This window comes from Pseudoalteromonas arctica (assembly GCF_012927645.1).
Lineage (GTDB): Bacteria > Pseudomonadota > Gammaproteobacteria > Enterobacterales > Alteromonadaceae > Pseudoalteromonas > Pseudoalteromonas arctica_A.
Map to the genome: position 1 here is coordinate 55,692 of NZ_JABBMT010000008.1, position 25,939 is coordinate 81,630.

General features: G+C 42.0%; 19 protein-coding genes. 10 read left to right on the plus strand and 9 right to left on the minus strand.

The genetic code is table 11. The annotated features are described in order from the left end of the window. Window positions 1-11: 11 nt before the first annotated feature. From HHO47_RS07185 to HHO47_RS07200, 4 genes are all read left to right on the plus strand, one after another. Window positions 12-479 (plus strand): tripartite tricarboxylate transporter TctB family protein, encoded by a 468-nt coding sequence (locus tag HHO47_RS07185; RefSeq protein WP_169019683.1) that lies wholly within the window; start codon window positions 12-14, stop codon window positions 477-479. Window positions 480-482: 3 nt separating this feature from the next. Next, entirely contained in the window at window positions 483-2,024 is a 1,542-nt protein-coding gene (locus HHO47_RS07190; RefSeq protein WP_169019684.1) for a tripartite tricarboxylate transporter permease, read from the plus strand. A gap of 12 nt (window positions 2,025-2,036) precedes the next feature. Then, a complete protein-coding gene (locus tag HHO47_RS07195) occupies window positions 2,037-3,659 on the plus strand; it encodes an ATP-binding protein (protein WP_169019685.1) in 1,623 nt (540 codons plus the stop codon). A gap of 89 nt (window positions 3,660-3,748) precedes the next feature. Further along, a complete protein-coding gene (locus HHO47_RS07200; RefSeq protein WP_169019686.1) occupies window positions 3,749-4,471 on the plus strand; it encodes a response regulator in 723 nt (240 codons plus the stop codon). On the opposite strand, the gene HHO47_RS07205 is transcribed toward HHO47_RS07200, so the two are convergent. From HHO47_RS07205 to HHO47_RS07215, 3 genes are all read right to left on the minus strand, one after another. Beyond that, window positions 4,468-5,760: a DUF3472 domain-containing protein gene (locus tag HHO47_RS07205; protein ID WP_169019687.1), complete on the minus strand. Its 1,293-nt coding sequence runs from the start codon at window positions 5,758-5,760 to the stop codon at window positions 4,468-4,470. The genes HHO47_RS07200 and HHO47_RS07205 overlap by 4 nt on opposite strands. Before the next feature lie 109 nt (window positions 5,761-5,869). Beyond that, a complete protein-coding gene (locus HHO47_RS07210) occupies window positions 5,870-8,707 on the minus strand; it encodes a TonB-dependent receptor (protein WP_169019688.1) in 2,838 nt (945 codons plus the stop codon). Window positions 8,708-8,803: 96 nt separating this feature from the next. Continuing rightward, a complete protein-coding gene (locus HHO47_RS07215; RefSeq protein ID WP_169019689.1) occupies window positions 8,804-10,177 on the minus strand; it encodes a Gfo/Idh/MocA family protein in 1,374 nt (457 codons plus the stop codon). A 261-nt stretch (window positions 10,178-10,438) separates the two neighbouring features. On the opposite strand from HHO47_RS07215, the gene agaR reads away from it, so the two are divergent. The 6 genes from agaR to fusA all read left to right on the plus strand — a co-directional run bounded on the left by agaR (window position 10,439) and on the right by fusA (window position 18,017). Then, a complete protein-coding gene (agaR, locus tag HHO47_RS07220; RefSeq protein ID WP_169019690.1) occupies window positions 10,439-11,209 on the plus strand; it encodes a transcriptional repressor AgaR in 771 nt (256 codons plus the stop codon). Between the two features lie 41 nt (window positions 11,210-11,250). Next, window positions 11,251-12,531, plus strand: coding sequence for a D-tagatose-bisphosphate aldolase, class II, non-catalytic subunit (locus HHO47_RS07225; RefSeq protein ID WP_169019691.1), 1,281 nt, complete (start codon window positions 11,251-11,253; stop codon window positions 12,529-12,531). Between the two features lie 17 nt (window positions 12,532-12,548). Continuing rightward, on the plus strand, window positions 12,549-13,685 hold the full coding sequence (locus HHO47_RS07230) for an SIS domain-containing protein (RefSeq protein ID WP_169019692.1): 1,137 nt from the start codon (window positions 12,549-12,551) through the stop codon (window positions 13,683-13,685). Continuing rightward, entirely contained in the window at window positions 13,678-14,607 is a 930-nt protein-coding gene (locus HHO47_RS07235; RefSeq protein ID WP_169019693.1) for an ROK family protein, read from the plus strand. The genes HHO47_RS07230 and HHO47_RS07235 overlap by 8 nt, the downstream gene beginning before the upstream one ends. Then, on the plus strand, window positions 14,604-15,767 hold the full coding sequence (gene nagA, locus HHO47_RS07240; RefSeq protein WP_169019694.1) for an N-acetylglucosamine-6-phosphate deacetylase: 1,164 nt from the start codon (window positions 14,604-14,606) through the stop codon (window positions 15,765-15,767). The genes HHO47_RS07235 and nagA overlap by 4 nt, the downstream gene beginning before the upstream one ends. A 165-nt stretch (window positions 15,768-15,932) precedes the next feature. Beyond that, complete coding sequence (gene fusA, locus HHO47_RS07245) at window positions 15,933-18,017, plus strand: elongation factor G (RefSeq protein WP_169019695.1); 2,085 nt, start codon at window positions 15,933-15,935, stop codon at window positions 18,015-18,017. A gap of 98 nt (window positions 18,018-18,115) precedes the next feature. On the opposite strand, the gene HHO47_RS07250 is transcribed toward fusA, so the two are convergent. The 6 genes from HHO47_RS07250 to tatC form a co-directional block, all read right to left on the minus strand. After that, the gene (locus HHO47_RS07250; protein WP_169019696.1) at window positions 18,116-20,854 is read right to left on the minus strand and encodes an ExeM/NucH family extracellular endonuclease; all 2,739 of its coding nucleotides are present in this window, start codon (window positions 20,852-20,854) and stop codon (window positions 18,116-18,118) included. Between the two features lie 132 nt (window positions 20,855-20,986). Next, the gene (gene hemB / locus HHO47_RS07255; RefSeq protein ID WP_169019697.1) at window positions 20,987-22,003 is read right to left on the minus strand and encodes a porphobilinogen synthase; all 1,017 of its coding nucleotides are present in this window, start codon (window positions 22,001-22,003) and stop codon (window positions 20,987-20,989) included. Between the two features lie 9 nt (window positions 22,004-22,012). Further along, window positions 22,013-23,863 (minus strand): sensor domain-containing diguanylate cyclase, encoded by a 1,851-nt coding sequence (locus HHO47_RS07260; RefSeq protein ID WP_169019698.1) that lies wholly within the window; start codon window positions 23,861-23,863, stop codon window positions 22,013-22,015. A 2-nt stretch (window positions 23,864-23,865) separates the two neighbouring features. Then, window positions 23,866-24,648 carry a TatD family hydrolase gene (locus tag HHO47_RS07265; protein WP_169019699.1) on the minus strand — a complete coding sequence of 261 codons (783 nt, stop codon included), beginning with the start codon at window positions 24,646-24,648 and terminating at the stop codon, window positions 23,866-23,868. Further along, on the minus strand, window positions 24,648-25,172 hold the full coding sequence (locus HHO47_RS07270; RefSeq protein ID WP_169019700.1) for a hypothetical protein: 525 nt from the start codon (window positions 25,170-25,172) through the stop codon (window positions 24,648-24,650). Before HHO47_RS07270 ends, HHO47_RS07265 begins: the two co-directional genes overlap by 1 nt. Beyond that, complete coding sequence (tatC, locus tag HHO47_RS07275; RefSeq protein ID WP_169019701.1) at window positions 25,173-25,916, minus strand: twin-arginine translocase subunit TatC; 744 nt, start codon at window positions 25,914-25,916, stop codon at window positions 25,173-25,175. Window positions 25,917-25,939 lie beyond the last annotated feature (23 nt).

Below are 25,939 nucleotides of genomic sequence, written 5' to 3' on the forward strand. Positions count from 1 at the left end.
TTGAGGCTCAGATGCTAAATCGCGAACTACTAGGGCCAAGTTTATTCTTGGCGCTATTTACCCTTTACGCCATCGTTGCATGGCAAATTCCGTTACTCCCATTTGAAGAGTTTGAAACGGTTACTTCTGCCACTTTACCTAAAGTATATGCGGCATTTGGGATTATCGTTTGTCTGCTTTCTATCGGGGCTACTTTACTTAAACCAACCGCAGCCGTTGATGAAGATAATGTGCTCGAAAAGTCACATGTATTGCGAACTACCGGGTTGCTTATATTGATGGTGATATATAGCGCAGCGCTTGAGCCTATTGGCTTTTTAATCTCAACCAGTGCGTTTTTATTAGTTGGCTTTTTTGTTATGGGTGAGCGCCGTAAGGCTATTTTATTATTGGCCTCTATCCCTGTTACTGTAGTGTTTTGGTTTTTAATGACCCAAGTGCTCGGTATTTATTTGGTTTCTGGCGACCTGTGGAGTTAAGTTATGTTTGATGGAATTATGCTGGGTTTGTCGACCGTACTCGACTGGAACAATTTATTGTATGTGATTGTGGGTTGCTTTGTTGGTACGTTTATTGGCATGTTACCGGGCCTAGGTCCTATTACCGCAATCGCGTTAATGATCCCAATTACTTATAGCATTGGTGCCGATTCAGGGATGATTCTGATGGCGGGGGTGTATTACGGTGCCATTTTTGGCGGTTCAACATCATCTATTTTAATTAATGCCCCAGGGGTGGCGGGCACAGTTGCGTCCTCCTTTGATGGCTATCCGCTGGCTAAACAAGGTCATGCAGGTAAAGCATTGGCGATAGCTGCTTACTCTTCCTTTATCGGCGGAACCATAGGCGCAATTTTATTGATGGTTGCAGCCCCCTTGTTGGCAAAAGTGTCGCTGAGTTTTCAATCTCCAGATTACGTTGTGCTGATGTTTTTAGGTTTAACAGCGATCGCGGCGTTTTCTAATAAAGGACAATTTTTAAAAGCCATGATGATGACAGTATTTGGCTTAATGCTAGCCACTGTGGGGATTGATCCATCATCTGGTACAGAGCGTTTTACGTTAGGCCAAGCCGACTTACTTGATGGCATTAGCTTTTTATTAGTGGCAATGGCTACTTTTGCATTGGCTGAGGCGCTTATTAATGTAGTGCGTCCAGAGAAAAAAGAAACTAAAAGTATTAATGACTCAGACACACCGCAAATCGGTTCAACTAAATTGACCAAAGAAGAGATTAAAGATATTGCGCCAGTTATTGGCCGTTCGTCTATACTTGGTTTTATTGTTGGCGTATTGCCGGGTGCAGGTGCCACTATCGCTAGTTTTATGGCGTATGCGACGGAACGTAACTTAGCGCCTAAAGGCTTAAAAGAAAAGTTTGGTAAAGGTTCATTGCGAGGCTTGGCAGCACCGGAATCAGCGAACAATGCCGCGTGTACCGGTTCATTTGTACCATTACTTACATTAGGTATTCCAGGCTCGGGTACTACCGCTATTATGTTAGGTGCCTTAATTGCTTACGGTATTCAGCCAGGTCCAATGCTAATGCAAGAAAACCCAAGTGTATTTTGGGCGGTTATCGTTAGCATGTACTTTGGTAACATTGTATTGCTGATTCTGAACCTCCCTTTGATCCCATATTTTGCAAAAGTATTAGCGATGCCAAAATCAATATTAACGATAATGATTTTGTTCTTCAGCTTAATTGGCGTGTATTTAGTTTCCTTTAATACCTTTGATTTATTTATGATGGTTGGCTTTGCTGTGGTGGCGTTGGTATTACGATTACTAGCTTTCCCAATGGCACCATTACTACTAGGCTTTATTTTAGGCGACATGATTGAGCGTAACTTTCGTCGTTCAATGATGATCTCAGATGGTTCATTAAGCTTCTTATGGGAACGTCCACTAACATTGAGCATTTTTGTTATCTCAATATTAGTGTTGTTATTTCCATTAAAAGACTTTATAAGCCAACGCCGCGCTGATAAAGCGGTACTTAAAGCGAAGCAAGAGCATGCATAATTGAGGTAAAAAATGAGCTACACCAAGACGCAAAACCCGCTGCAAAACATAGTTTCAAAACCTAAGCGTTTAGAAACGCGATTAATAATTTGGGTTACAGGGCTGTGTGTATTACAAGCGGTGTTATTTGGCGGCTTGGTGTATCGAATTACCGCACAAAGTTTGCACGATCACATTGGTGATAAAGCACTTGCAGTGGCAACCAGTATTGCATCGAGTGATGAGGTTGTTAAAGCATTAAAAAATCCCAATGATTTGGTGGCAATTAACCAAGAAATCGAAAATCTGCGTCAGCTTACTGGCGCAGATTTTATTGTAATTGGTGATAAAAATGCACATCGAATTGTCCACCCAGATCGCAATAAGCTCGGCAAACGAATGGTGGGTGGCGATAGCCAAGCAGCGTTGCGAGGTGAGCGCTATATCTCTGTGGCACAAGGTAGCTTAGGCGAATCTATTCGCGGCAAAGTGCCGGTATACGATGAGCAACAAAATATTATTGGTTTGGTCTCAGTCGGTTTTTTAGTGCAATCGGTTGAGCCGTTGATCCGTGATCGCATTGTTGAAATTATGATTTGGGGTTTGTTATTAGTTACTTTGAGTATTATTGCCGCTATCTTTATTGGTCAGCGAGTAAGAAATGCTATTTTTGGTTTGCAACCGGATGAAATTGCGAGGTTGTTTTCAGAGCAAGACGCTATTTTAAATACCATGCGTAGCGGTGTTATTGCACTTGATCCCGACGGACGAGTACGCAAACTGACCCAGCGCGCCTGCGAAATTTTAGATAAACCAGTTGCCTGTATTAATCAGTCATTAACGCTGAAAGATTTACTGCCAGAGCATGCCGAATTTTTATTACGAAATCAGCGTCGTAAAATGGTTGGCTTTGAGTTGTTTGCTGCAGATAAACGTTTGGTGTTGTCACGTTTTTCATTGCAAGTACAAGGGCAAGCGGATGGCATTTTACTCACTCTGCGCCCAGCTGATGAGCTTGAATACTTGAGCCAGCAACTTACTAAAGTACAAGCATTTGCCGAGTTACTAAGGGTGCAAACCCATGACTATTCAAATAAGCTAAATCTAATTGGGGCGCTTATTCAAATGGGTAAAAATGAGCAAGCAATTGAATTGATCGGCCAAGAAAGCCAAGGTTCCCAAGCACAGATCCACCATTTGTTAGAACGTATTCAAGATCCTGTTTTAGCCGGTTTGCTGGTGGGTAAATACCACAAAGCCCGCGAGTTAAACGTGGTATTGGAGTTAAACCCAGAAAGTTTACTTGGTGCCATCGCACGTACTGAAATGTTAGAACGAGTAGTCTCAATACTGGGTAATTTGATCGATAACGCTATCGATGCGGCAATTCGAGCAAGTAACGAACGCACACCGTATGTAAGAGTTACCGTTGATGAAACCAGTAAAACGCTGTTATTCGATGTAGAAGACAGTGGTTTTGGCTTAGGTAACGACCATGAAGTGATATTCACTCCACAATACAGCTCTAAAGCTGGGGCAGAACACGGTATTGGTTTATATTTAGTAAAGACCAATTTGGACTCCTGTGGGGGGAGTTTAGAAATTGGTGAGTCAGATTTAAAAGGCGCGCGATTAAGCGTCTACATCCCAAAATAACAGCCTTTAATTTGGGTAATAAGCAAGAGTGAAGAAAAACAATAAAAGTAAATGCGGCACATTGCAACGCTAAAAAAGAGAAATAAAAAATGACATATTCAGTAGTTATCATCGAAGATGAGCAAGAAGTTGCACAACTTCTTGCTCAATACCTGCTTTTACCAAATGGGGTTACGGGAAATCAAACTGCGCGACAAAGCTTGCGTCAAGATCAGTATCAAGTGGTTGGAATTGCAGCAAACCTCAGTACTGCTACCGCGCTATTACAGGCAATAGAGCCAGATTTGATCTTGCTTGACATTCATCTACCAGATGGCAATGGCCTTGAGTTATTAACAGACTTGCGCCGGCGTTCAATTAAAAGTGAGGTGATGCTACTGACCGCCGCCAAAGAAGTCGAAACTCTTGAAAAAGCAATGCAGCTAGGTGCCTGTGATTTTTTGGTTAAACCTTTAATGCTTAATCGACTTGATCAGGCGTTAGCGCGATTTGAGTCACGCCAGCAGTGTTTGTCTGATGCTAACGAGGTGACCCAATCTATGGTCGACACTTTATTTGGCTCAAGCGAACAAAGTAAAGCACCGGTTAGACTGCCGAAAGGGGTTGATCAGCTTACTTTAAAAAAGATTATTGATGCTTTTAAAGAGCACAAAAAAACGCCCTTTACCGCACAGCAAATGGGCGATTTAGTAGGAGTAAGTCGCTCAACAGCACGCCGCTACTTAGAATATTTACTAGAAGCTGAGCAAGTTAGCGCCGACCAAAGCTATGGCAGCATAGGTCGGCCAGAGCGGCGCTATAAAATGACTTAGCTATCTGGCAAAGCGTTTAAGTTTACCTCTGGCGCTTGACTAACTAGGCGTTCAAATTCACTGTGTAATTTAGTTGGGCCTGTAAAAAAGCCTGTGTTGCGCAAGTAAAAACCTGCGTTTTCAGAGCCACCTTGATAATCCATTCGCGCTTGTTTGGCAGCCGTTGCATCATAGCTAAATTGTGCTTTATCAAGAGCGTGCCATTGACCCTGAGTATCTCTGAGCCACTGATTACTGTATAACGCTTTGCGCTCGAATTGCCCTGCATCAGGGATGAAATTTTCTAAAAAGCTGTGTGGCCTTGCCACATATGTATCAGTACTTGGGCGTCTGAATGAAGCAATAAACAGCCACTTTTCGGCAATTGGGTCATAAAAATATGCGCTGTAGTCGGTATGATTAGCAAGGTTTTCAGTTGGATTTACTTTTAATAAAAAGCGGTATGTTTGTTCTGCTTGCCAAGGAAATACTAAATAACTTTGCCCGCCAGACCCTTCATTACCAAACTTACCGGTATGCACATCATGCCCTTTAGCTAATTGTTGAATACGCATTTCCACAGGAATAGCAGTGGGATCATCAGAATGAAAAGGGCTCCATACTGAAAATAATACTCGGCGTTCAGTGTCAGAGTTTACTTGCATACCAAAGTAACCTTCAGCAAAACCATTAGCCATAAAATACGACCCTTGATGATCATACCCTTGTGGTACGCTCAGCTCTGAATAGAACCATTGATAGTTTTTAGTCATATCAGGTATGGGGTAGTTTAAATGCACAGAAGGCCCGCGACGACCCCAATAAATATCATCTTTTACATACAAAGGTGCCGCCGACTCTTTATCTAGCGTGACAATCACCCCTTGAATATCAGCAAAGGTGTCAGCTGTTTTAGTGATACCCGTAAGTTGCAACTGTTGGTATCCAATTTGATCTGGCAGAAACTCGCCAAGGTCGATATCTTGAAACTGCTGATTAGTAAGCGTAATTAACTGACTATATTGATTAAAATCGACTTTAAGCTGGCTACGATCACCTGTAATTTTTACGCGCAACTTTAAATTAAAGGCCGCTTTTGTTGGCAGGTAAAAGTAGTGATTGACGGGTATTGCAGAGTTTTGCCAGTGCGTGATCCCCAGATCACTAATCAGTTTTTTATTTGCTGCGATACTATGGCTAGTGGCACTATTGCCATAACTGGGAATAAAGTAATCTGTGGTTTGGTTTGCCACTGCAAATGGCGAAAGTAAGATCCATAATAATGAACCAATAAATAGTAAAACTCTCATAGTGAGCTCCATAAAAAGCGCCGACAAACGGCGTTAATATAAGAGGGTATACCCAACCAAGCCTCCTCAAAATGTGAATTCTGCATCTTGAGGTGGTTTGGGTATAAGCTTAAAATGACGCTGAAAAGCCAAGGCTAATCGAGCGACCATAGCGTGCTAAGCGACGAATTTGTTCTTCTGTTTTTATATATGACCACTGCCTTTCATTGGTTAAGTTGGTTATGCTCAAATCAGCTCGCACTTTCTCAGTGATATTGTAACTGGCACTGAAGTCGTATTGGCCGTAGTCTGCTGCCCATTCTGGTCCGCCCCACGCGTCAGGATAGACTAAGTAATCGTCGCGCCAGTTGTATGCAATACGGGTTTGATAGTGCTCTTTTTCATAGTAAATAACGGCATTGTAAGAGTGTTCAGACATGCCAACAAAAGGCAGGTCGTCAAGCTCTTTGTCAGCATAGCTGCTGTCTGTGAAAGTGTAATTTATTTGCACTCCTAAACCATCAAATGGCGCAGGTAAAATGTCTTCAAATGATTGTTGATAGGCGGTTTCAAAGCCTAAAATTGTTGCGCCTTTTTCCGATGTAGGTGAGATTTTTGTAAAAATAGGGCCTTCTACAGCTACTCCATCTTTAAAATAATTACCTACTTGTGCTGTGCCCACACGGCCGCGAGTAATCACAGATTCAATATCTTTATAGTAAGCGGCGAAGGTCAAAGCACCATAGTCAGAGAAGTACCATTCAATCGTAGTATCAAACTGATTGGCTCTTAGTGGCTTAATACCTGGGTTTGAAGCATGGTATTCAGCATCGTTGAAATTCAAGTAGCTATAGGGTGATAGGTAGTCTAAATTTGGTCGAGTGATCACTTTTGCGGCACTAAAGCGATAAAGTAAATCATCACGTAGATGCAACTTAAAGTTTAAGCTTGGCAGTACGTCAGTGTAGCTTTCTTCTGTGGTAGAGCGGGTATAGTAATCTTCAATTTTGCCATCAACACGATAGCTCAATGCGCCATCTTTTTCGGTTATATTGTAGCGAACGTTTTCAACATCAAAAGTATAGCCATCTGAAGAAACGTCGGTTTGTATTATACGAACGCCCATGTTGAGTGCGAAAGGTAATTTGCCTAAGTCACCTTGCAGATTTGTTTCAACAAAAGCTGCTAAGGTTTGCTCTGTTAAGGCAAACGAATCATTTGGACTACTTTTAGCGACGATTTTATCTTGCGCCGCTTGTGGATTAATTGATTCATAAAAAGCATACAGTTTGTCGTAATTAAAGCTTGCCCATGGATCAGGGTGTTTACCAGGCTCACCGTCTAAGAAGTTATCAAAGTTAGCTGGCACAAGTACATCAGCAGGTAAGCGGAATAAATTTAAGCCGCCAAGCTCTTCAACACTTGAATCGTCAAAACTGTCGTATTCTGAGTTTTTAAAATAAGTGCCACCATTACTGAACATTGATGCATTTTTTGATTTATAAACACTGCGTTCTTTGGTTTGTTTACCGTAATGAACACCAAATTGAATATCTTTCACTAGTTCAAAAGAGGGAATATAGGTTGCTGCTAAGCGGATCTCTTCTATTTGATCTTTCACATCGGTGCCTGAGTTGTGGCTGTAATGTGCACCAAAAGGTTGTTCTGCACTCAGTGCTGGGGTCATTGTCACATCAGGTAGCATATTACTGCCAGTTTGGTCGATAGTGATACCATCAACAAAGCCACGCGCAACAATAAAGCGGTTATTACCGTTACTAACATTTTTTGCTTGTGATTGTGAAATATCTAAATCAACCGTTAAGTTTTCTGTGGCATACCAAACTGTATTAAAGCCCCATTGCCAGGTATCTGTATTACGTGGCACAGACACATTTAACAGCTCAGCCATAGCGCCATCAACAAGTTCTACATAATTAACGTTGCCGTCTTCATTGAACTTTACCTCACCGATTGCTGGAATGCCTGGAGTCCAGGATTCATCATAGGTGACAAATGAAATTTGGTATTGCTCACCATTGGTTTCGTATTGTGAATAGATACTGTCAAAGTTCACATCAAACTTGTCTGACGGGCGCCATTGCAGTGCTAAACTTGCGCCAAGGCGTTCACGTGTATCTTGCCAGTTTGAATAACGTACGTAGCCTGGAATAACTGACGGATATGACTGCTCGTTATCTTCAAGTGTGCCGTTGCCATTACTATCAATGGGAATGCGTACGTCCACATTCTCATCAGGATCATAAAAACCTTCACCTTCATATGAATCGGCACGTTGCGTTCGTTCAGAATAAACAGCAGTGAAGAGTGCGCCAAAAGTATCATCAAAAAAGGTATCACTAATTAAAAAAGATACTTGCGGGTTAGTGTCGCCAGTACGTTCCTCATAAATTCCTTTGGCACTACCTGATAAAGTAAATCCATCTAAATCCAAAGGCTTGCGGGTTTTTATATTAATGACTGAGCCAATACCGCCTTCTTGTGTTTTACTTTGCGGGGATTTGTATACTTCGAGGGATTGCACTATTTCGGGGGCGATTAAATCAAAATTAAAGTTACGGCTAGAATGCTCTGATGCCATACGCCGGCCATTAACGGTGGTGACGTTGTAGTCCCCCCCCAAACCTCGCACGGTAACATTTTGGCCTTCGCCGCCGTTACGGGTAATTGCAATTCCGGTCATCCGTTGCAAAGCCTCGGCAATGTTTTGGTCAGGAAACTTACCGATATCTTCAGCAACGATAGCATCCATAACCCCCACAGCTTGTTGTTTTAAATACAGAGATTCTTTAATACTCGAACGAACACCCCTAACCTCGATTACTTCTACCTGCTCGGTCTCAGCGTCTTTTTCCTTTTTTTTGTCTTCTTCAGCAGCCAATATAGCGCCACTGAAAATGGCACTCATGGACAAAAACAGGGTGGACAGTTTTCGTTGTGCTTTCATAATAGTTACCTGTACTTTACTTGTTGATGGTTGTTTTTTTATTGAGTTATTATCACGCGTGTTGAGTATATTTTTCTCCAACACGCGTGAGGTTAATTACGAAATAATGCCAAGAGGTTTTGCTTGCTGCCAAAGGCCACGAGTGAAATCAGGGAAGTCTTTGCTATTACTTCTATCGGCTACAGAATCAACAGATAGCGGGGAAACGGCTGACCACGCGGCTGCGTCATACACATCTTGATCAAGTGGTTCGCCATTGCGTAGGCAAAAAATAATCCGCCAAAACATTAAAAAATCCATGCCGCCATGGCCGCCGTTACGCTCAGCTTCTGCCCCCATTTTTTGCCAGAGCGGGTGATCGTATTTGTTATACCAATCAGCCATATCGTAGTCCCATTCGTGGTAGCTTTTACTGCCACCTTGTTCAAGGGCAATACGGTTAGGGAAGCCTGCAAATACGCCATTAGTGCCTTGAATTAAGTTGTGACGAGAATAAGGGCGTGGTGTGGTTGTATCATGTTGCACCATAATACTACGGCCTTTTACCGTTTTAATGATGCTGGTATTCATATCACCCGCAATATAGTTAAGTTTGTTGCGGCTATGATCTGCGGGAAATTCTTTTTTAGCGTACGCGGCACGCCCTAATGATGGCGAGCTCATCGAGCTTATATAGTCAAAACGATCGCCACGGTTGATATTCATATATTGTGAAACTGGGCCTAAGCCATGAGTTGGGTATAAATTACCATCAACTGCCGCATGCCAAGGAGTACGCCAAGAGCCAGTTTTATGGTCAATTTCTTTCATTTGCCAGCGTAGCTCATGAATATATGCCGCTTCACCATGGAGTAATTCACCAAAAACGCCTTGGCGAACCATATTCAGCACCATTAGCTCATCACGGCCATAGCAGACATTTTCCAACATCATACAGTTTTTCTGAGTGCGTTCAGAAGTGTTGACTAGTTGCCATGCTTCTTCTACAGTCACTGCTGCTGGTACTTCAACAAAAGCATGCTTGCCGCTTTCCATGGTATCGACTGCCATCGGCGTATGCCACTGCCATGGCGTTGAAATGATAACAATATCAATATCTTGTCGCTCTAGCATGCGGCGGTAGTCGTGATCGTTTTTGCCATAGGTATCTGGTTTTTTAAAGCCTTTATCAACAACAATCTTCACCGCCCTGTCTACAACGGCCTGGTGGGTATCACAAATTGCTTTAATTTCAACGCCATCTAAATGGCAAAAATGCTTAACAGCACCAACACCACGTTCGCCTACGCCAATAAAGCCAACTCTCACTACGTCCATTCTAGGTACGATTAAGCCAAGCGTTGAGCGCCCTTGTTGTGCAGTTTTTAATATTGATTTGGAATTGGTGGTAGAAGCACAACCCAAAGCCGCGCTGGTTGCTGCAATTGCGGCCATTGATTGTAAAAATCGTCTACGGTTAAGATCGCCCATAATATTGCCTTATTGTTTATTATTTGTAAATTTGTTTTCACAGGGTTTTATTTGTACACATAATGAAATATCAATGCAAGGTAAAGTTCTTTCATTTACTTTCATTTTTATTGTGTTTCTTTTTGTTTTTAATTTTAACTTCTTTTGTTACAGTGTGTTATGTGTGATTTTTGATATTTAAAGATAAATGTAAAAAATTAAATTGAAAGTAAATGAAAGCTGCGTACAATAAATGAAAGTTAACAATGAAAGAGATCGGGCATGCTTAACACTATCGAAAGGCGTCATGAGATTGTGCAATTGGTTTACAAACAAGAACGGGTGCAGGTTCCTGAGTTGGCTCAGTTGTTTGGTGTGTCAACGGTAACAATTCGTAACGACTTAAATGAGTTGGATGAAAAAGGATTGTTGGTACGATCCCGTGGTGGTGCAGTTGCCAGTAATCGTCTGACTCAAGAGTTATCATTAAAAGAAAAACACGATGCAAACCGCGGTATTAAAGAGCGACTAGGTAAATTTGCAGCGAGTCTAATTAAGGATGGCGAATCGATCATTTTAGACTCAGGAACAACAACTGAAGAAGTCGCTAAAAATCTAACCAGCCACCATAGCGTGGTTGTGATGACTAATGGCTTAAATGTGGCGCACTCACTACTCAATGCGCCATCGGTTGAAGTGTTAATGACTGGTGGCACACTGCGTAAAAAATCTCTGTCATTTTATGGCCGCCAAGCTGAACAGCATTTACAACAATATCATTTTGATAAGTTAGTTTTGGGTGTTGATGGCTTTGAAAAAGATATTGGCATTACTACGCACTTTGAGCTTGAAGCTCTGCTAAACCGAGTGATGTTCGAAGTATCACGAGAGATCATAGTAGTAACAGATTCTAGTAAATTTAATCGCAAAGGCGTGCATAAAATTATTGCCGCCAGTGAAATAAATGTATTGGTAACAGACAGTGGGATCCCAGCTGAGATAAAAACCGCGCTCGAAATTGCAGGTGTGCGGTTACATATTCTCGATCTTTAACTTTCATAACTAAACAAAGATTATCTAACAAGAGGTTTGCAATGACAATATTACAGCAATTAATCGCAGCGAATAAACGCGGCGAAAAACAGGGTATTTATGCCGTTTGCTCGGCTCATCCATTGGTGCTAGAAGCTGCCATATTGCAAGCCAAACATGATAATAGTTATTTATTAATCGAAGCAACGGCGAATCAGGTCAATCAATTTGGTGGTTATACGGGGATGTTGCCTGCGGATTTTATGGCATTTGTTGAAAAGCTTGCAGCAGAGCAAGCATTTGCAATTGATAAGCTGATCCTCGGTGGTGACCATTTAGGCCCTGTGTGTTGGTGCGATGAAAGCGCTGAATCAGCGATGCAAAAAGCGGAGCAGTTGATCGCTAGTTATGTCAGTGCAGGATTCAAAAAAATTCACTTAGATACCAGTATGCGCTGCGCCGATGACGAGCTCATTTTAGCAGATGAAACAGTTGCAACACGTGCAGCGCAGTTATGTGCGGTAGCTGAACAAACAGCATTAGATGCCTTTGGCCACAGTGATTTAGTTTATGTTATTGGTACTGAGGTGCCGCCGCCCGGTGGTGCCGATGAGCAAATAGATACACTTGCAGTCACAGAAACTGACCATGTTGCTAGTACACTGGCATTGCACCATGATGCATTTTTACGGCAGGGGCTATCATCGGCATGGCAGCGAGTCGTTGGCTTGGTGGTACAGCCTGGTGTGGAATTTGATAACACGCAAGTATTTGATTACGATAGCGCGAAAGCGCAACAGTTAAAACAATATATAAAGGCCGTTGATGGCATTGCCTTTGAAGCACATTCTACTGATTATCAAACGCCCATCGCGTATCAACAATTAGTAAATGACCACTTTGCGATTTTAAAAGTGGGTCCAGAGCTTACATTTGCTCTGCGTGAGGCATTATTTGCATTAAGCCATATTGAAGATACGCTAATAGGCACTGAGCAGTGCTCGCATTTACGCACTGTTATTGATGCTGATATGCAGCAATTTCCAAAAAATTGGCAGCGTTTTTATCAAGTTGATCAATCAATGCAACAGCTTTATCGTCGCTTTAGTTTTAGTGATCGAATTCGTTATTACTGGGGACAAGCAGGCAATCAAAACGCAGTTGAAATCTTATTCAGCAATCTGCAAAAACAGCCGATCCCACTGCCGCTACTAAGCCAATATATGCCATTGCAGTATCTTGCAGTGCGAAATAACACCCTGCAAAACAGCCCTAAATCTTTGGTACTTCATCACATAATGCAAGTAACCAGTCGCTACGCAGATGCGTGTTTTAAACAATAGACGTAAGTGAGGTAGTAATGTCTAGTTATTTAGCAATTGATGAAACCCTATTAGAAGCTAAAAATAGTTTATGGACTGCAAAAGAAATTATGCAGCAACCCGACTGTTGGCGAGCAACACTTAGTATTGTGAAAGCTGCACGAGTGCAGCTAGATAGCTGGCTGGTGGGCATATTAGATAAGCAAAATGCGCAAATAATTTTTACCGGTGCCGGTACTTCAGCTTATGTTGGTGAGGCGGTTGTTGGTTACTTGAATCAACAATTGGATATTACTTGCCGAAGTGTTAGCAGTACAGAGCTGGTTGCTTGCCCAGAGCAGTATTTACAGCCAAACAAGCCAACTTTATTAGTGTCGTTTGCACGCTCGGGAAATAGCCCTGAAAGTGTTGCTGCTGTTGAAGTTGTAAATAATTATGTTAAGGAATGTGCCCACCTACTTATTACCTGTAACCCCGATGGTGCGCTGCATCAACAAGCAGCGCAAGATGAAAACTATTTCTCGTTATTGATGCCTGTGCAAACACTTGATCACAGCTTTGCTATGACCAGCAGTTTTACCTCAATGTTGGTGGCAAGTGTGGCAATATTTAGTGATGCAGATAACGCTGTTTTAACTATTACAGAAGCGGTTGAAAAAAATATTGCTGGTAAATTAGCTGAGCTAAAAGCATTGGCTGAACTGCCGATGCATCGCTTAGTGTATTTAGGTGCAGGATCCTTAAAAGGCTATGCGCAAGAATCAGCATTAAAATTATTAGAACTCAGTGCGGGTCAAGTTATGGGGTATTTTGAATCCCCGCTGGGTTTTCGTCATGGCCCCAAATCATTGGTTGATGATAAAACCTTAATTGTTCTATTTGGCTCAACTAATACCTATACCAAGCAGTACGATATTGATTTGTTGAATGAATTACGCAGCGATAATCAGGCTATTGATGTTCATTCCTTGGCGCTTCCAGATAACGCGATGAGGCAGCAATTAGATGATGTATTTAATGGCTTATATTATATGGTCTGCGCGCAAATAATATCGTTCTATAAAGCATGGCAATTAGGTATTACAGTAGATAACCCATGCCCAACCGGTGAAGTAAACCGAGTGGTACAGGGGGTGACGATTTATCCGCTCAAGCAAGGTGACATTAATGACTAAGCAGTATATTTATGGCATTGATATTGGCGGTAGTAAAATTGAACTTGCAGTATTTGACGCAACATTAAAGCAACTTGAATCATGGCGAGTTGCGACTCCACAAAATAGTTATCAAGACTTTCTAAATGCGTTAGTGGGTATGATTTTAAGTGCCGATCATAAATATCAATGTCACGGTGCGGTCGGTATTGGTATGCCAGGCATCGTTAATGCGAACCAACAAGTGCTGTCGGCCAACGTGCCTCATGCGACGGGTCAAAATGCCGCGCAAGATTTAGCTCAGTTAATTAATCGCCCAGTTGCGATCGAAAACGATTGCCGTTGTTTTGCACTCTCAGAAGCGCGCAGCAGCGTTGGTTTGCAATATACCCGGGTGTTCGGTGCAATTCTTGGTACTGGTGCGGGTGGTGGGCTGTGTATTGATGGTCAATTGTATAAAAGTGCGCAAGGAATTGCTGGTGAATACGGCCATTACGCACTTTCTGCAGTGTTACAGCAAAAGTACCAGTTACCTATTTTAAAATGTGGCTGTGGTTTAACAGGGTGCATTGAAAGTTATATTGCAGGCCCTGGCTTGGCGAGAATTTACCAGCACTTTGCTAGCGAGGTATTAACCACTTTTGAAATTGTTGAAGGACTGAGAAAAGGCGACGTAATTTGCCAACAAAGTTTTGCTTGTTATTTGGATTTAATAGGCAGTACTTTTGCGGCAATTATTATGGCCTATGATCCTGAGGTAATTGTAGTTGGCGGTGGTATGTCTTTAGTTGATGAACTAATGAGCAAGCTTGAAGAGGCAATCGTACCGTATGTTTTTGCTGATATTCGGGTGCCAAAAATAGTGCTTGCTGAATTTGGCGATGCCAGTGGCGCTCGCGGTGCCGCTATTTTGGCCAAAGAACAAGTGGGAGCGCTGGCATGATTGGATCCGTGTTTTACGTCACAGCTGATGTAATTTATTGCCAAGAACGAGTGCTTAAAAATCACTTCATGTTAGTTAAAAACGGCGTTATTAGTCACTTTACGCAAAACCCTAAAGCAGGTGTGCCTATTGATGATTATGGTAATGCTGCAATTATTCCTGGTTTAATTGATTTACACATTCATGGCCGCGAAGGTTGTGATGTGATTGATTGTAAAGTGAGTAGTATCGAAACGATTTCATGCTCACTTGCAGAGCATGGAGTGACAGGCTTTTTAGCAACGACAGTGACTACCGATTGGCAACAAACACTTAATGCTATGAGTGTAATTGGTCAGGCATACAGGCAGCAACCTAGCGGTGCACAGGTGTTAGGTGGCTATAGTGAGGGCCTATTTTTCAGTGAAGTCCATAAAGGTGCGCACAATCAAGATTACTTTTTAGATCTATCGCAGTCGCATCTAGAAGCGATGATTAATGCAGCCACTGGTAGCTTAAAAGTGGTTGCGTTGGCGCCAGAAAAGCCAGGCGCAAATGCATTAATTGAATACCTGACAGCGCAAGGAATTCGGGTCATGCTTGGTCATTGTGATGCCAATTATGAACAAACTCAAAACGCGCTTGAGCATGGCGCATGCGGTGGGGTACATGTTTTTAATGGCATGCGCGGCATTCATCATCGCGACCCAGGTTGCGCGGGTGCGGTATTAATGGATGACAACGCGCTGGTGGAAGTTATTGCTGATGGTGTGCATCTTCATCCTACTATTTTAAAGTTAATTTATAGACTCAAAGGCCCGCAAAAAATCGCGTTGATCAGTGACTGTATAAATGCTGGTGGGCTAAATGATGGTGAGTATAAATTGGGTAAAATGGATGTTGTTGTGCAACAAGGTGTGGCGAGAACAGCCTCCGGCTCGTTAGCTGGCAGCACTTTAACGCTTGAGCAAGCAGTTAAAAATATGCATCAATTAGGCAGTGTTGAGCTGCGTGAGGCGATAAATATGGCCAGTATTGTGCCTGCGCAATTTCTTAATATTGCCAGCCAAGTGGGGTCGTTAGCGGAGGGTAAGCAAGCGAATTTTGCTATTTTAAACAGCGATTTTAGTATTCAGGCGACTTATGTGAAGGGTCATCGGTGCTTTTTTAAAAGTGTATAAAATGGCTAAAACGCTCGGCTTTAGTGTGGCTATACGCTTCAAAACCCATAGAAAGTAAAATATTATAAAATTGATTGCATTTTAAGCGACATGTATGGTGATGTTCGCTATAAGTAATGCTATACTCCCGCCGAATAATTTTTCGACTTTATTAAGAGTAAAATAATGGCAGATTTATCGAAGTACAGAAACATTGGTATTTTCGCGCACGTTGATGCGGGTAAGACCACGACTACTGAGCGTATTCTAAAGCTTACTGGTCAAATCCATAAAACTGGTGAGGTTCATGATGGTGAATCAACAACTGACTTCATGGAACAAGAAGCTGAGCGCGGTATTACTATCCAGTCTGCGGCTGTAAGCTGTTTCTGGAAAGATCACCGTTTTAACGTTATCGATACTCCTGGACACGTTGACTTCACAGTTGAAGTATACCGTTCACTTAAAGTACTTGATGGCGGCATCGGTGTATTCTGTGGTTCTGGTGGTGTTGAGCCACAATCAGAAACTAACTGGCGTTATGCTAACGAATCAGAAGTTGCACGTGTTATTTTCGTAAATAAATTAGACCGTATGGGTGCTGATTTTTACCGTGTAACTGAGCAAGTACGTAAAGTACTTGGTGCAAACCCACTAATCATGACGTTACCAATTGGTATCGAAGATGAGTTTGTTGGTGTTGTAGATGTTCTAACTAAAAAAGCATACGTTTGGGATGACACTGGTCTTCCAGAGAACTACGAGATCACAGACGTTCCAGCAGACATGGTAGAGAAAACTGACGAATACCATGAGCTACTTATCGAAACTGCTGTTGAGCAAGACGATGATCTAATGGAAGCGTACATGGAAGGTGAAGTACCTTCTATTGAAGATATCAAGCGTTGTATCCGTAAAGGTACTCGTGACCTTGCTTTCTTCCCTACATACTGTGGTTCTGCGTTCAAGAACAAAGGTATGCAACTAATTCTTGATGCTGTTGTTGATTACTTACCGTGTCCTACAGAAGTTGATCCGCAACCTCTTATGGATGAAGAAGGTAATGAAAATGGCGAGTTCGCAGTAGTATCTACTGATGAACCATTCAAAGCGTTAGCATTCAAAATCATGGATGACCGTTTTGGTGCATTAACATTCGTACGTATCTACTCTGGTAAATTAAATAAGGGTGACACTATCCTTAACGCGTTTACTGGTAAAACTGAGCGTGTTGGCCGTATGGTTGAGATGCAAGCAGATGATCGTAACGAATTAACTAGCGCACAAGCTGGTGACATCATTGCTATCGTAGGCATGAAAAACGTGCAAACTGGTCACACTTTATGTGATCCTAAGCACCCAGTAACACTTGAGCCAATGGTATTCCCAACTCCAGTGATCTCGATTGCTGTACAGCCTAAAGATAAAGGCGGTAATGAGAAAATGGGTGTTGCTATCGGTAAAATGGTTGCAGAAGATCCATCTTTCCAAGTTGAGACTGATGAAGATTCGGGCGAAACTATCCTTAAAGGTATGGGTGAACTTCACTTAGATATCAAAGTAGATATCCTTAAACGTACTTACGGTGTAGACCTTATCGTTGGTCAACCACAGGTTGCTTACCGTGAAACTATCACGCGTGAAATTGAAGATAGCTACACGCATAAGAAACAATCTGGTGGTTCTGGTCAGTTCGGTAAAATCGACTACCGCATTAAGCCAGGTGAAGTTGCTTCAGGCTTCACGTTTAAATCATCAGTTGTTGGTGGTAACGTACCTAAAGAATTCTGGCCTGCAGTTGAGAAAGGCTTTAAGTCAATGATGGGCGAAGGTGTTCTAGCTGGCTTCCCTGTACTTGACGTTGAAGTTGAACTTTTCGACGGTGGCTTCCACGCCGTGGATTCATCTGCAATCGCATTCGAAATCGCTGCTAAAGGTGCTTTCCGTCAATCGATCCCTAAAGCGGGCGCACAACTTCTTGAGCCAATCATGAAAGTTGACGTGTTCACGCCAGAAGATCACGTTGGTGACGTAATCGGTGACCTTAACCGTCGTCGTGGTATGTTAAGCGACCAAGAAGCTGGTTTAACTGGCGTGCGCATTAAAGCAGACGTGCCATTATCAGAAATGTTCGGTTACATCGGTTCATTACGTACAATGACTTCAGGTCGTGGTCAGTTCTCTATGGAGTTCTCACACTATGCACCATGTCCACAAAACGTAGCTGATACTGTAATTGCTGCAGAAAAAGAGAAAAAAGCTGCTAAGTAATTAGTCACTTAAACTCTTAAAAAACCCGCACTTGTTGCGGGTTTTTTGTTGAGCTGAACTCTGCTGAATAAACCTACTCAAGCAGAGTTTAGTTTATACTACGCTTTTTTACGGCGCAGGAGTGTTAGTGGTAACGCTAGTAACGTTAACCAAAATAATGAGCCAGAATCATCGCCTTTATCATCCGATTTGTCATTGTTGATATTGATATAAACAAGTTGTGCATTTGATAAATTACCGGCACTATCTTTTGCTTGTACCATTAATGTGATTTTTCTTTCAAACTCGAAATCTAAATCGCCCGCGACGATTAATTGTCCTTGCTGATTAATCGTTATAGCATTGTGCCCTGAGACGATAAATTCAACAACTGGCGTGTATTCAGCGTCGGCATCACTGAACTCCAGCTGACCTATAATAGTTCCAATAGCGCTGTTTTCTAACACATTGAAGCTTTGTTCTGGTTCTAGCACTGGAGCTTGTGGCTCAGGAGTTGGCTCTACAGCAGGCGTAGATTGAATATCAATAATGACAGGGTCGTGATCAGAGGCACGATAAGCACTGTCTGAATACAGGCTAGCAACTTGAGAATCCGATTTAAATTCTACGTTGTAATCAAGACTGATCGGCTCATCAGCATTGATATGCCAATCTGTCGCTGCGACAACTTTAGCAAGTAAACTTGGACTAGCAACAGCATGATCTAAGCTACCCATGCGGCCAGAAAAACTATATGAATAACCAAGAGTGTTACCATCTAATTCCGCGACGACATTTTTAAACCCTTTATCAGCAAATGCGCGTATTGGATCTTCCATCGCATAGGCATTCATATCGCCGACTAAAATGATATCTTCATCCTCTACACCGGTTGGCTTGCTATGAAGCCAATCTGCAAAGCTATTGGCACCAGCAACGCGGATCTCATTCCAGCATGCTTGGCCATCACCTAAATCGGCATTATTGCCATCGGCACTGCCACAGCTACCTTTTGATTTTAAATGGGCTACAGCAACAGTGAATACCTCTTCTGACTGAAATGATTTGAAGCTTTGTGCGATCGGTGGGCGATTACTATAGTCAAATGGATATTCGGTTGTGATAGCCGCGGTGCCAACTTGTGCGACTTTATTTGCACGGTAGATAAGTGCGGTGGTAATTGCATCAGTACCAATTTTATTTACATTAAAATTAACAAAGGCGTATTCATTATTGCTATCTTCATCGTTTAACGCACTAACAAGGCTAGCAATAGCGCTATTTGCACCGAAACCATCGTTTTCTATTTCCATTAAGCCGATCACATCAGCCTCTATAGCAACAAGCGCACTGACAATTTTCGCTTGTTGGCGGATAAACTCAGCTTCGCTGTCAGCCCCACGACTGGTTGGAAAACCTGCACCTTGGCCGTCACCATTGAAGTAATTAAGCACGTTAAAGCTTGCAATACGAAGATCCGCATCGGCGTGTAGCTCTGGTGCATTAGTACGTGGGTTAGCTGCCACAAAAGTTGGTTGTACAGTTGGGTGAATGCGATAGCGATCAAAGCTGTAACCCATAACACCGGTGATTGCGTTAACTGAATCACCTAACCGTAATGTGTTATAAGCGTCTAAGCCAGTACCAGGGTAAGAAACTGGATCAAGATTTTGTTTTGTTGAACCATCATCAAGTAGGATGTGTTTGTTGATGTTTTCGGCCTCAACAGTGTTAGCTGCATTACCAGGAAGCGCTATTTGTGTACCTTGATATAAGCGTTCTGTGGCAAGGCCCACTTCACCATAACGGCCTAAGCCATAGTTATTGCTAACAACTAAAGTTTGCTCTAATGAAACCAACATGCCTTCATAGGCTTCTAAATCGGCTACGTTATTAACAGGGAGAGTGATGTTTGTTGCTGTTGGCGTTAAGCCTGTAGCACATACTTCCACTTGACTAACATCACCAATTTGGGTGGCCTGAAAGTATTCTGCGACACTGCCTTTAACGCGCACGTGGTCCCCAATATTGACATCGGTATCAGCAAAATAAACAAATACACCTTCAGAAGTAAGTGGGTTTGTATCAATATCTGCATCAAGCGATGTAATAAAGAAGCCACTTAATTGCTCACTACCTTGAAAATCAGCAGTTACTACGCCTTCCAGCTCAATTTCTGTGTTTACTAGAGGGCTATCACCGCCTTCACCTTGTACTGCGCTGATAAGTGTTTTAGCTGCGCCGCATTCTAATGGAGTAACTGGTTCTGGATCTGGGGTTGGCTCTGTACTCTCACCATGAAAACCGAGCCCTGAAAAGTCATTTTTATCAAATTGTAGCCATTGTTCACTTGGATCAAATGACGCAGTAACATCGCTACGACCTGCAGTAATACTTAGCTTGCGACGTAAGGTTTTGTCCTTGGTGCTAACACCTCCGGCTGACCATTCGCTACCAGGGTCAACGCCTAACTGACCAAAGCTATCAACAATAGTGCCGTCTTTAGTTAACACAAGTGCATCATCACCATTGAAATAAGTAACGGTTGCTTCCGTATCAGCTTTAGCTTTAAGCTCGTCTGCAGAACCTGCATTAACAATTACATAGGTGCTGTTGGCAGCTAAGCTACCGGATAAAGCAAGTGTATTATTTGGAGTTGTCAGATCGCCATTACCATTGGCGTAAAGTGAGATGTTATAGCCATCAAGCGAGAGTGTTTCGCCAGAGGTATTAAAAAGCTCAATTGCTTTATTGTTACTACCACCTTCAACATATTCTGAAATAATTAAATTAGCGTAAGCTGGCGCACTGAGGCTTGCAATAACAAGCGCCAATGGCGTTATTTTTGTTTTGAACATTATTATTTTTCCCGTGTATTGTGTCCCGAGTGGGATAAACAGTTTAAGGAAAAGTTATGACAAAGAAAATATAAAATGTTAATAGTATGAAAATGAAAAGGGTGGTGAACAGCCCTTTTCAAACTTATATATCTATGAGGCTTGTCTTTTCAGCAGTTGTGCGGCCTGTTTTGCAAAATAGGTAAGAATACCGTCAGCGCCAGCACGTTTAAAAGCAAGTAATGACTCCATAATCGTAGCTTCTTCAGCAAGCCAGCCATTATCAATGGCCGCTTTATGCATCGCGTATTCGCCACTGACTTGATAAGCAAAAGTAGGTACGCCAAACTCATCTTTAACACGGCGTACGATATCTAAATAAGGCATGCCAGGCTTTACCATTACCATGTCAGCGCCTTCTTGTAAGTCGAGTGCGACTTCGCGAATTGCTTCATCAGAATTTGCAGGGTCCATTTGATAGGTTTTCTTGTCGGCACCTTTTAAGTTATTAGCTGAGCCAATTGCATCTCTGAATGGGCCATAGTAGCTTGACGCATATTTGGCAGAGTAAGCCATAATGCGTGTATGGATGTGACCTTCGGTCTCTAGTGCGTCGCGGATTGCGCCAATACGGCCATCCATCATATCTGATGGAGCAATAACATCTGCACCAGCCGCTGCATGAGATAGCGCCTGTTTGACTAAAATCTCGGTTGTAACATCGTTTATTACATAGCCTTGATCATCAATGATGCCGTCTTGCCCGTGCGTAGTAAACGGATCAAGAGCACCATCAGTAATTACTCCCAATTCAGGGAAGGCTTCTTTTAATGCGCGTACTGTACGCTGTACTAAACCATCACTGTTGTAAGCCTCTTCAGCCATTAGTGATTTTTTATCTGCTGGGGTAACAGGAAAAATAGCTACCGCAGGTACACCAAGCTCAACTAATTCTTGGGCTTCTTCAAGTAATAAATCAATTGATAAGCGCTCTATGCCTGGCATAGATTCAATGGCTTCACGGCGATTGTTACCTTCAAGTATAAATACCGGGTAAATTAAGTCATTTACGCTGAGTTGATTTTCAGCCATCAAGCGACGCGAGAAATCATTGCGGCGCATTCTGCGCATGCGAGTATAAGGGAAAAGATCGAGACCTGATTGGGCCATTATTTGCTCCTAGTCTAAAATTGGAAAACTAACTACACGATTACGGCCACTTTGCTTTGCATGATAAAGTGCTTTGTCAGCGTAGTCGGTGAATAATCCCGGATTATGAATGTCTTCAGCGATGGCGCTATACACACCAGCACTAATGGTAAACTTTATCTGAGTGTTTGCTACAGTAATAGTGGTATCCATAATTTCTTGACGAATTTTTTCGGTTATGGCAACGGCCCCTGAGAGTGGGGTATTAGGAAGTAAGATAACAAACTCTTCCCCACCATAGCGTGCGACCTCGTCAAGTGGTCGTTTTAATTGATGTGTTATAATATCAGCCACAGCACGAATGGTTTGGTCGCCAATTAAGTGCCCATAAGAGTCATTAATTTTTTTAAAATGATCAATGTCGAGCATAATTACACTCAATGGGGTTTGCTCTCGGCGAGAACGACGCAAGTCCATCACTAGCTTTTTCTCAAAGTAGCGACGGTTTTTTATTTGTGTTAATGGATCTTCCATATTGAGCTGCTCTAACTCGCGATTTTTTTCTTCAAGCTCACGTAAGGTAACTTGTAGCTCAAAAGTTCGCTCTTCAATATTACTTTCTAGGTCTTGTCGAGCTTGTTCTTGCAACTCTAAACGTTCTTGTAATAACTCATCTTGAGCTTCATTTTGGGCGATTTTACACTGCTGGGCGGTAACTTGAGCATCGCGTTCGATTAAAAAGTACTTAATGGTGGCAAAGATTAAACTGAGTGAACAGATTAAAAAGCTAACAGATACAAACGGTAAACCACGGGTATTAAAGTCATAGATGTCAAACACAACAATCATCATATAAAGCTGTGCGATAAAAAACATTAATGCGCCACATAATAGTGCACATAGAGGCTGCGTTCGCTGTTGCTTAATATCAATCCCTAACGCCGCGATGTGCAACAGCATAATCAGTGCTGGCATAGGTAGACTGTAATACAGCATGATATCTGTTGGGAGTAACCAAATAAAAAATAGGCTGATAAAAAGTAACCAGTTACTTAATCTATGTAAGGGCTGCAGCCATGTTTTCGTGGGCAGGCGTAGTTGTTCAAATAATAGTTTGAATAAGCAAGTTGTTAATATCAGCATACTAGGCATTGCTAGCTGCTGTAGGCTAGGCAAAGTCGGGTGGAAATAGCGATAACCAAAGCCATATAAGTAGATTAGTAATAACCATAAAGTGATTAAAATACTGCTACAGACTGCAAAGTAGCGCTTGCGTGAAACACCAAATATGACTAAGCAAGTGACTGTCAGCGATAAAATAAACCCGATTAGCAGGCCGTATATTAAATTAAACTTACTTTTATCTTTTAAATACTCGTCATGCTGCCAAAGACTTAGCGGTACTCTGACACCATCTAGACTTTCAACGCGAAGCAGTAATGTTGACTGACTTGCCGGTGGCAGTGTTAGCTTTACTAATAATGATTCTGTTTTAATTTGCCGGTTATTGAGTGGTAATGTATCGCCAATTTCTTTAAATAATAATGTGTTTTGCTTAAAGTAATGGTACACAGCTACTTGATCTAATAACGGATTATCAATGGACAATAAAATGGGTAGCTCTGAATTTTCAGCGTTAATCAGTTGCAGGCGCAGCCATACTGCTTGATTAGTGAGTCCTAAATTGAGCGGTTGTTCTGAAAGCTGATGCCATTGCTTATTTGGAGCCTGCTTAGCTTGTTCTGCTGTGAAAGGCTGCTGGGAATATTCGAAAGGGATATTGACAAGGTGTTTAAAGTGCTTATCTAAGGTGATCTGCGTTGCGTTGGCCGTAAATGAAATAAATACAAAGCTATAAAGCAGCAACCAAACACGCTTCATTCTCAGCCCTTGTGGTTAAATAACTGTTGGAAGTTAAGTGTAGTTTTCTTTGCAACAGTTGCAAATTCTAGGCCTTTTAAGGACGCAATAGTTTGGCATATATGTGGTAAATAGCTTGGCTCATTTCGGTGCGATTTGGGTTTTGGTGTTAACGAGCGAGGGAGCAAAAACGGTGCATCAGTTTCAATTAATAGGCGCTCTAATGGCAACATAGGCATCAGTTTTTGCAGTGATTTGCCGCGACGTTCATCACAGACCCAACCGGTAATACCAATGTATAAACCTAGCGATAAGTATTGCTCTAAGGCGTGTTGATCACCAGTAAAACAATGTAATACTCCACGCACCGAATACTGTTGCAGTATTGCCAGCATATCTTCGCTCGCATCGCGCTCATGTAAATATACTGGCAGGTTTAACTCTCCCGCTAAAGTGAGTTGTCGGTGTAATACGGAGCGTTGAGTCTCGCGAGGAGAAAAGTTGCGATTGTAATCTAATCCACATTCGCCAATCGCCACAACCTCAGAGTGTGCAGTGAGAGTGCGTAGTTGTGTTTCTAGCTTTTCATCGGCTGATTTTGCATCATGAGGGTGTACACCAGCAGTAGCAAGTAGACTGTGTTGTTGTGCTAAGTTAATTGCTTGTTGGCTGGAGTTTATATCGCAGCCAATTAATAGCATTTGGCTCACATTTTGCGCTTTTGCGCGAGCAATAATAGTCGAATGTTGAGCATCAAATTGATGATTGGTAAGATTTACGCCTGCATCAATGAGTGATATGGTCATTAATTAGTGCGCTTAACGCGGATCGAGCGATTCTGGCCTGCTTTTTTTAATAAAAAGGAGTTGAACATACCGCGTTCAATAATCACAGTATCATTTTGGTTGATACGCAAGCTATCGGAGCCAATTTGGCGCCATTGCTGGCCGTTGTCTAAGCTAATAATTAATTCACCGTATGGTGCTTCTTTGACGTTGCTAACGACAGCAGATATTTCATTGTCATTATCTTTTGCTACTTCTTTGTGTTCTAAACCAAAATCGTCATTTTTGGTCTTAACTATTTGCTCATTGGCTACTGCTGTTGGTTCGCCAACGTTAGGGGTTGCTGAGTTAGTTGGTGGGGTTAAGGTTTTTGTTGTTGCTGGCTTACTTAATGATTTACCTGCCATAGTGTTGTCATAACAAAGCAGGCGATTAAAGTCATTTTCTACAAATGTACAGGCTTGTAAGGCTTGCAAGTTTATTTCGTTAGCGTGAACAGTCGGAATGCTTAATAAAGCAAGTATTGGTAGTAGTTGTTTTTTCATTTATTCCTCTGACTCATTTTGTTGGGGTGTAGCGCTATAAAAGGATGCTAAAATTAAACCCAATTCAAATAACAGTAGCATGGGAAATGCTAATAATGTTTGTGATAGTACATCCGGTGGCGTTAAAAACATAGCTACAACAAAAACACCGACCACAATATAAGGACGTTTTTCTTTTAAACTTTGTGTTGTGGTTGCGCCACTAAAACACAGCAGCATGATCGCTACTGGAATCTCAAAAGCGACCCCAAAAGCAAAAAATAGCTTCAACGCAAAACTTAAGTAGCTACTAATATCTGGTGCCAACGTCATCATTTCTGGGCCAACGCTAGTAAAAAAGCCAAGGATTATCGGTAGTACTACAAAGTAACAAAATGCGATGCCGCTATAAAACAAGATAATGCTCGATGCCAAAATCGGCATTAACATACGTTTTTCACTTTTGTACAAACCTGGAGCTATAAATCCCCAAATTTGATGTAAAATAAACGGAATCGCGGCAAATAAAGCTACAAAAAGTGTAAGTTTAAATGGCGCAAAAAACGGTGCTGTTACATCGGTTGCTATCATGGTTGCGGTACTGGGTAAGTGCGCAACTAATGGAGCCGCTACAAAACTGTAAATATCGTTCGCAAAGTAAACCAGCGCAATAAAAAACACTAATATAGCTAATAAGGCTTTCATAAGCCGATTTCGCAATTCAATTAAATGACTTACAAAGCCTGATTTAACTTGTTCAGTCATAATTTAACTCGTTACTGATATAT

Coding starts and splice junctions, on each gene's coding strand:
- HHO47_RS07185 (WP_169019683.1), top strand. CDS start 12: ATGCTAAATCGCGAACTACTAGGGCCAAGTTTATTCTTGGCGCTATTT.
- HHO47_RS07200 (WP_169019686.1), top strand. CDS start 3,749: ATGACATATTCAGTAGTTATCATCGAAGATGAGCAAGAAGTTGCACAA.
- nagA (WP_169019694.1), top strand. CDS start 14,604: ATGATTGGATCCGTGTTTTACGTCACAGCTGATGTAATTTATTGCCAA.
- HHO47_RS07225 (WP_169019691.1), top strand. CDS start 11,251: ATGACAATATTACAGCAATTAATCGCAGCGAATAAACGCGGCGAAAAA.
- HHO47_RS07235 (WP_169019693.1), top strand. CDS start 13,678: ATGACTAAGCAGTATATTTATGGCATTGATATTGGCGGTAGTAAAATT.
- hemB (WP_169019697.1), bottom strand. CDS start 22,003: ATGGCCCAATCAGGTCTCGATCTTTTCCCTTATACTCGCATGCGCAGA.
- agaR (WP_169019690.1), top strand. CDS start 10,439: ATGCTTAACACTATCGAAAGGCGTCATGAGATTGTGCAATTGGTTTAC.
- HHO47_RS07265 (WP_169019699.1), bottom strand. CDS start 24,648: ATGACCATATCACTCATTGATGCAGGCGTAAATCTTACCAATCATCAA.
- HHO47_RS07210 (WP_169019688.1), bottom strand. CDS start 8,707: ATGAAAGCACAACGAAAACTGTCCACCCTGTTTTTGTCCATGAGTGCC.
- HHO47_RS07205 (WP_169019687.1), bottom strand. CDS start 5,760: ATGAGAGTTTTACTATTTATTGGTTCATTATTATGGATCTTACTTTCG.
- HHO47_RS07195 (WP_169019685.1), top strand. CDS start 2,037: ATGAGCTACACCAAGACGCAAAACCCGCTGCAAAACATAGTTTCAAAA.
- fusA (WP_169019695.1), top strand. CDS start 15,933: ATGGCAGATTTATCGAAGTACAGAAACATTGGTATTTTCGCGCACGTT.
- HHO47_RS07215 (WP_169019689.1), bottom strand. CDS start 10,177: ATGGGCGATCTTAACCGTAGACGATTTTTACAATCAATGGCCGCAATT.
- HHO47_RS07250 (WP_169019696.1), bottom strand. CDS start 20,854: ATGTTCAAAACAAAAATAACGCCATTGGCGCTTGTTATTGCAAGCCTC.
- HHO47_RS07230 (WP_169019692.1), top strand. CDS start 12,549: ATGTCTAGTTATTTAGCAATTGATGAAACCCTATTAGAAGCTAAAAAT.
- HHO47_RS07190 (WP_169019684.1), top strand. CDS start 483: ATGTTTGATGGAATTATGCTGGGTTTGTCGACCGTACTCGACTGGAAC.
- tatC (WP_169019701.1), bottom strand. CDS start 25,916: ATGACTGAACAAGTTAAATCAGGCTTTGTAAGTCATTTAATTGAATTG.
- HHO47_RS07260 (WP_169019698.1), bottom strand. CDS start 23,863: ATGAAGCGTGTTTGGTTGCTGCTTTATAGCTTTGTATTTATTTCATTT.
- HHO47_RS07270 (WP_169019700.1), bottom strand. CDS start 25,172: ATGAAAAAACAACTACTACCAATACTTGCTTTATTAAGCATTCCGACT.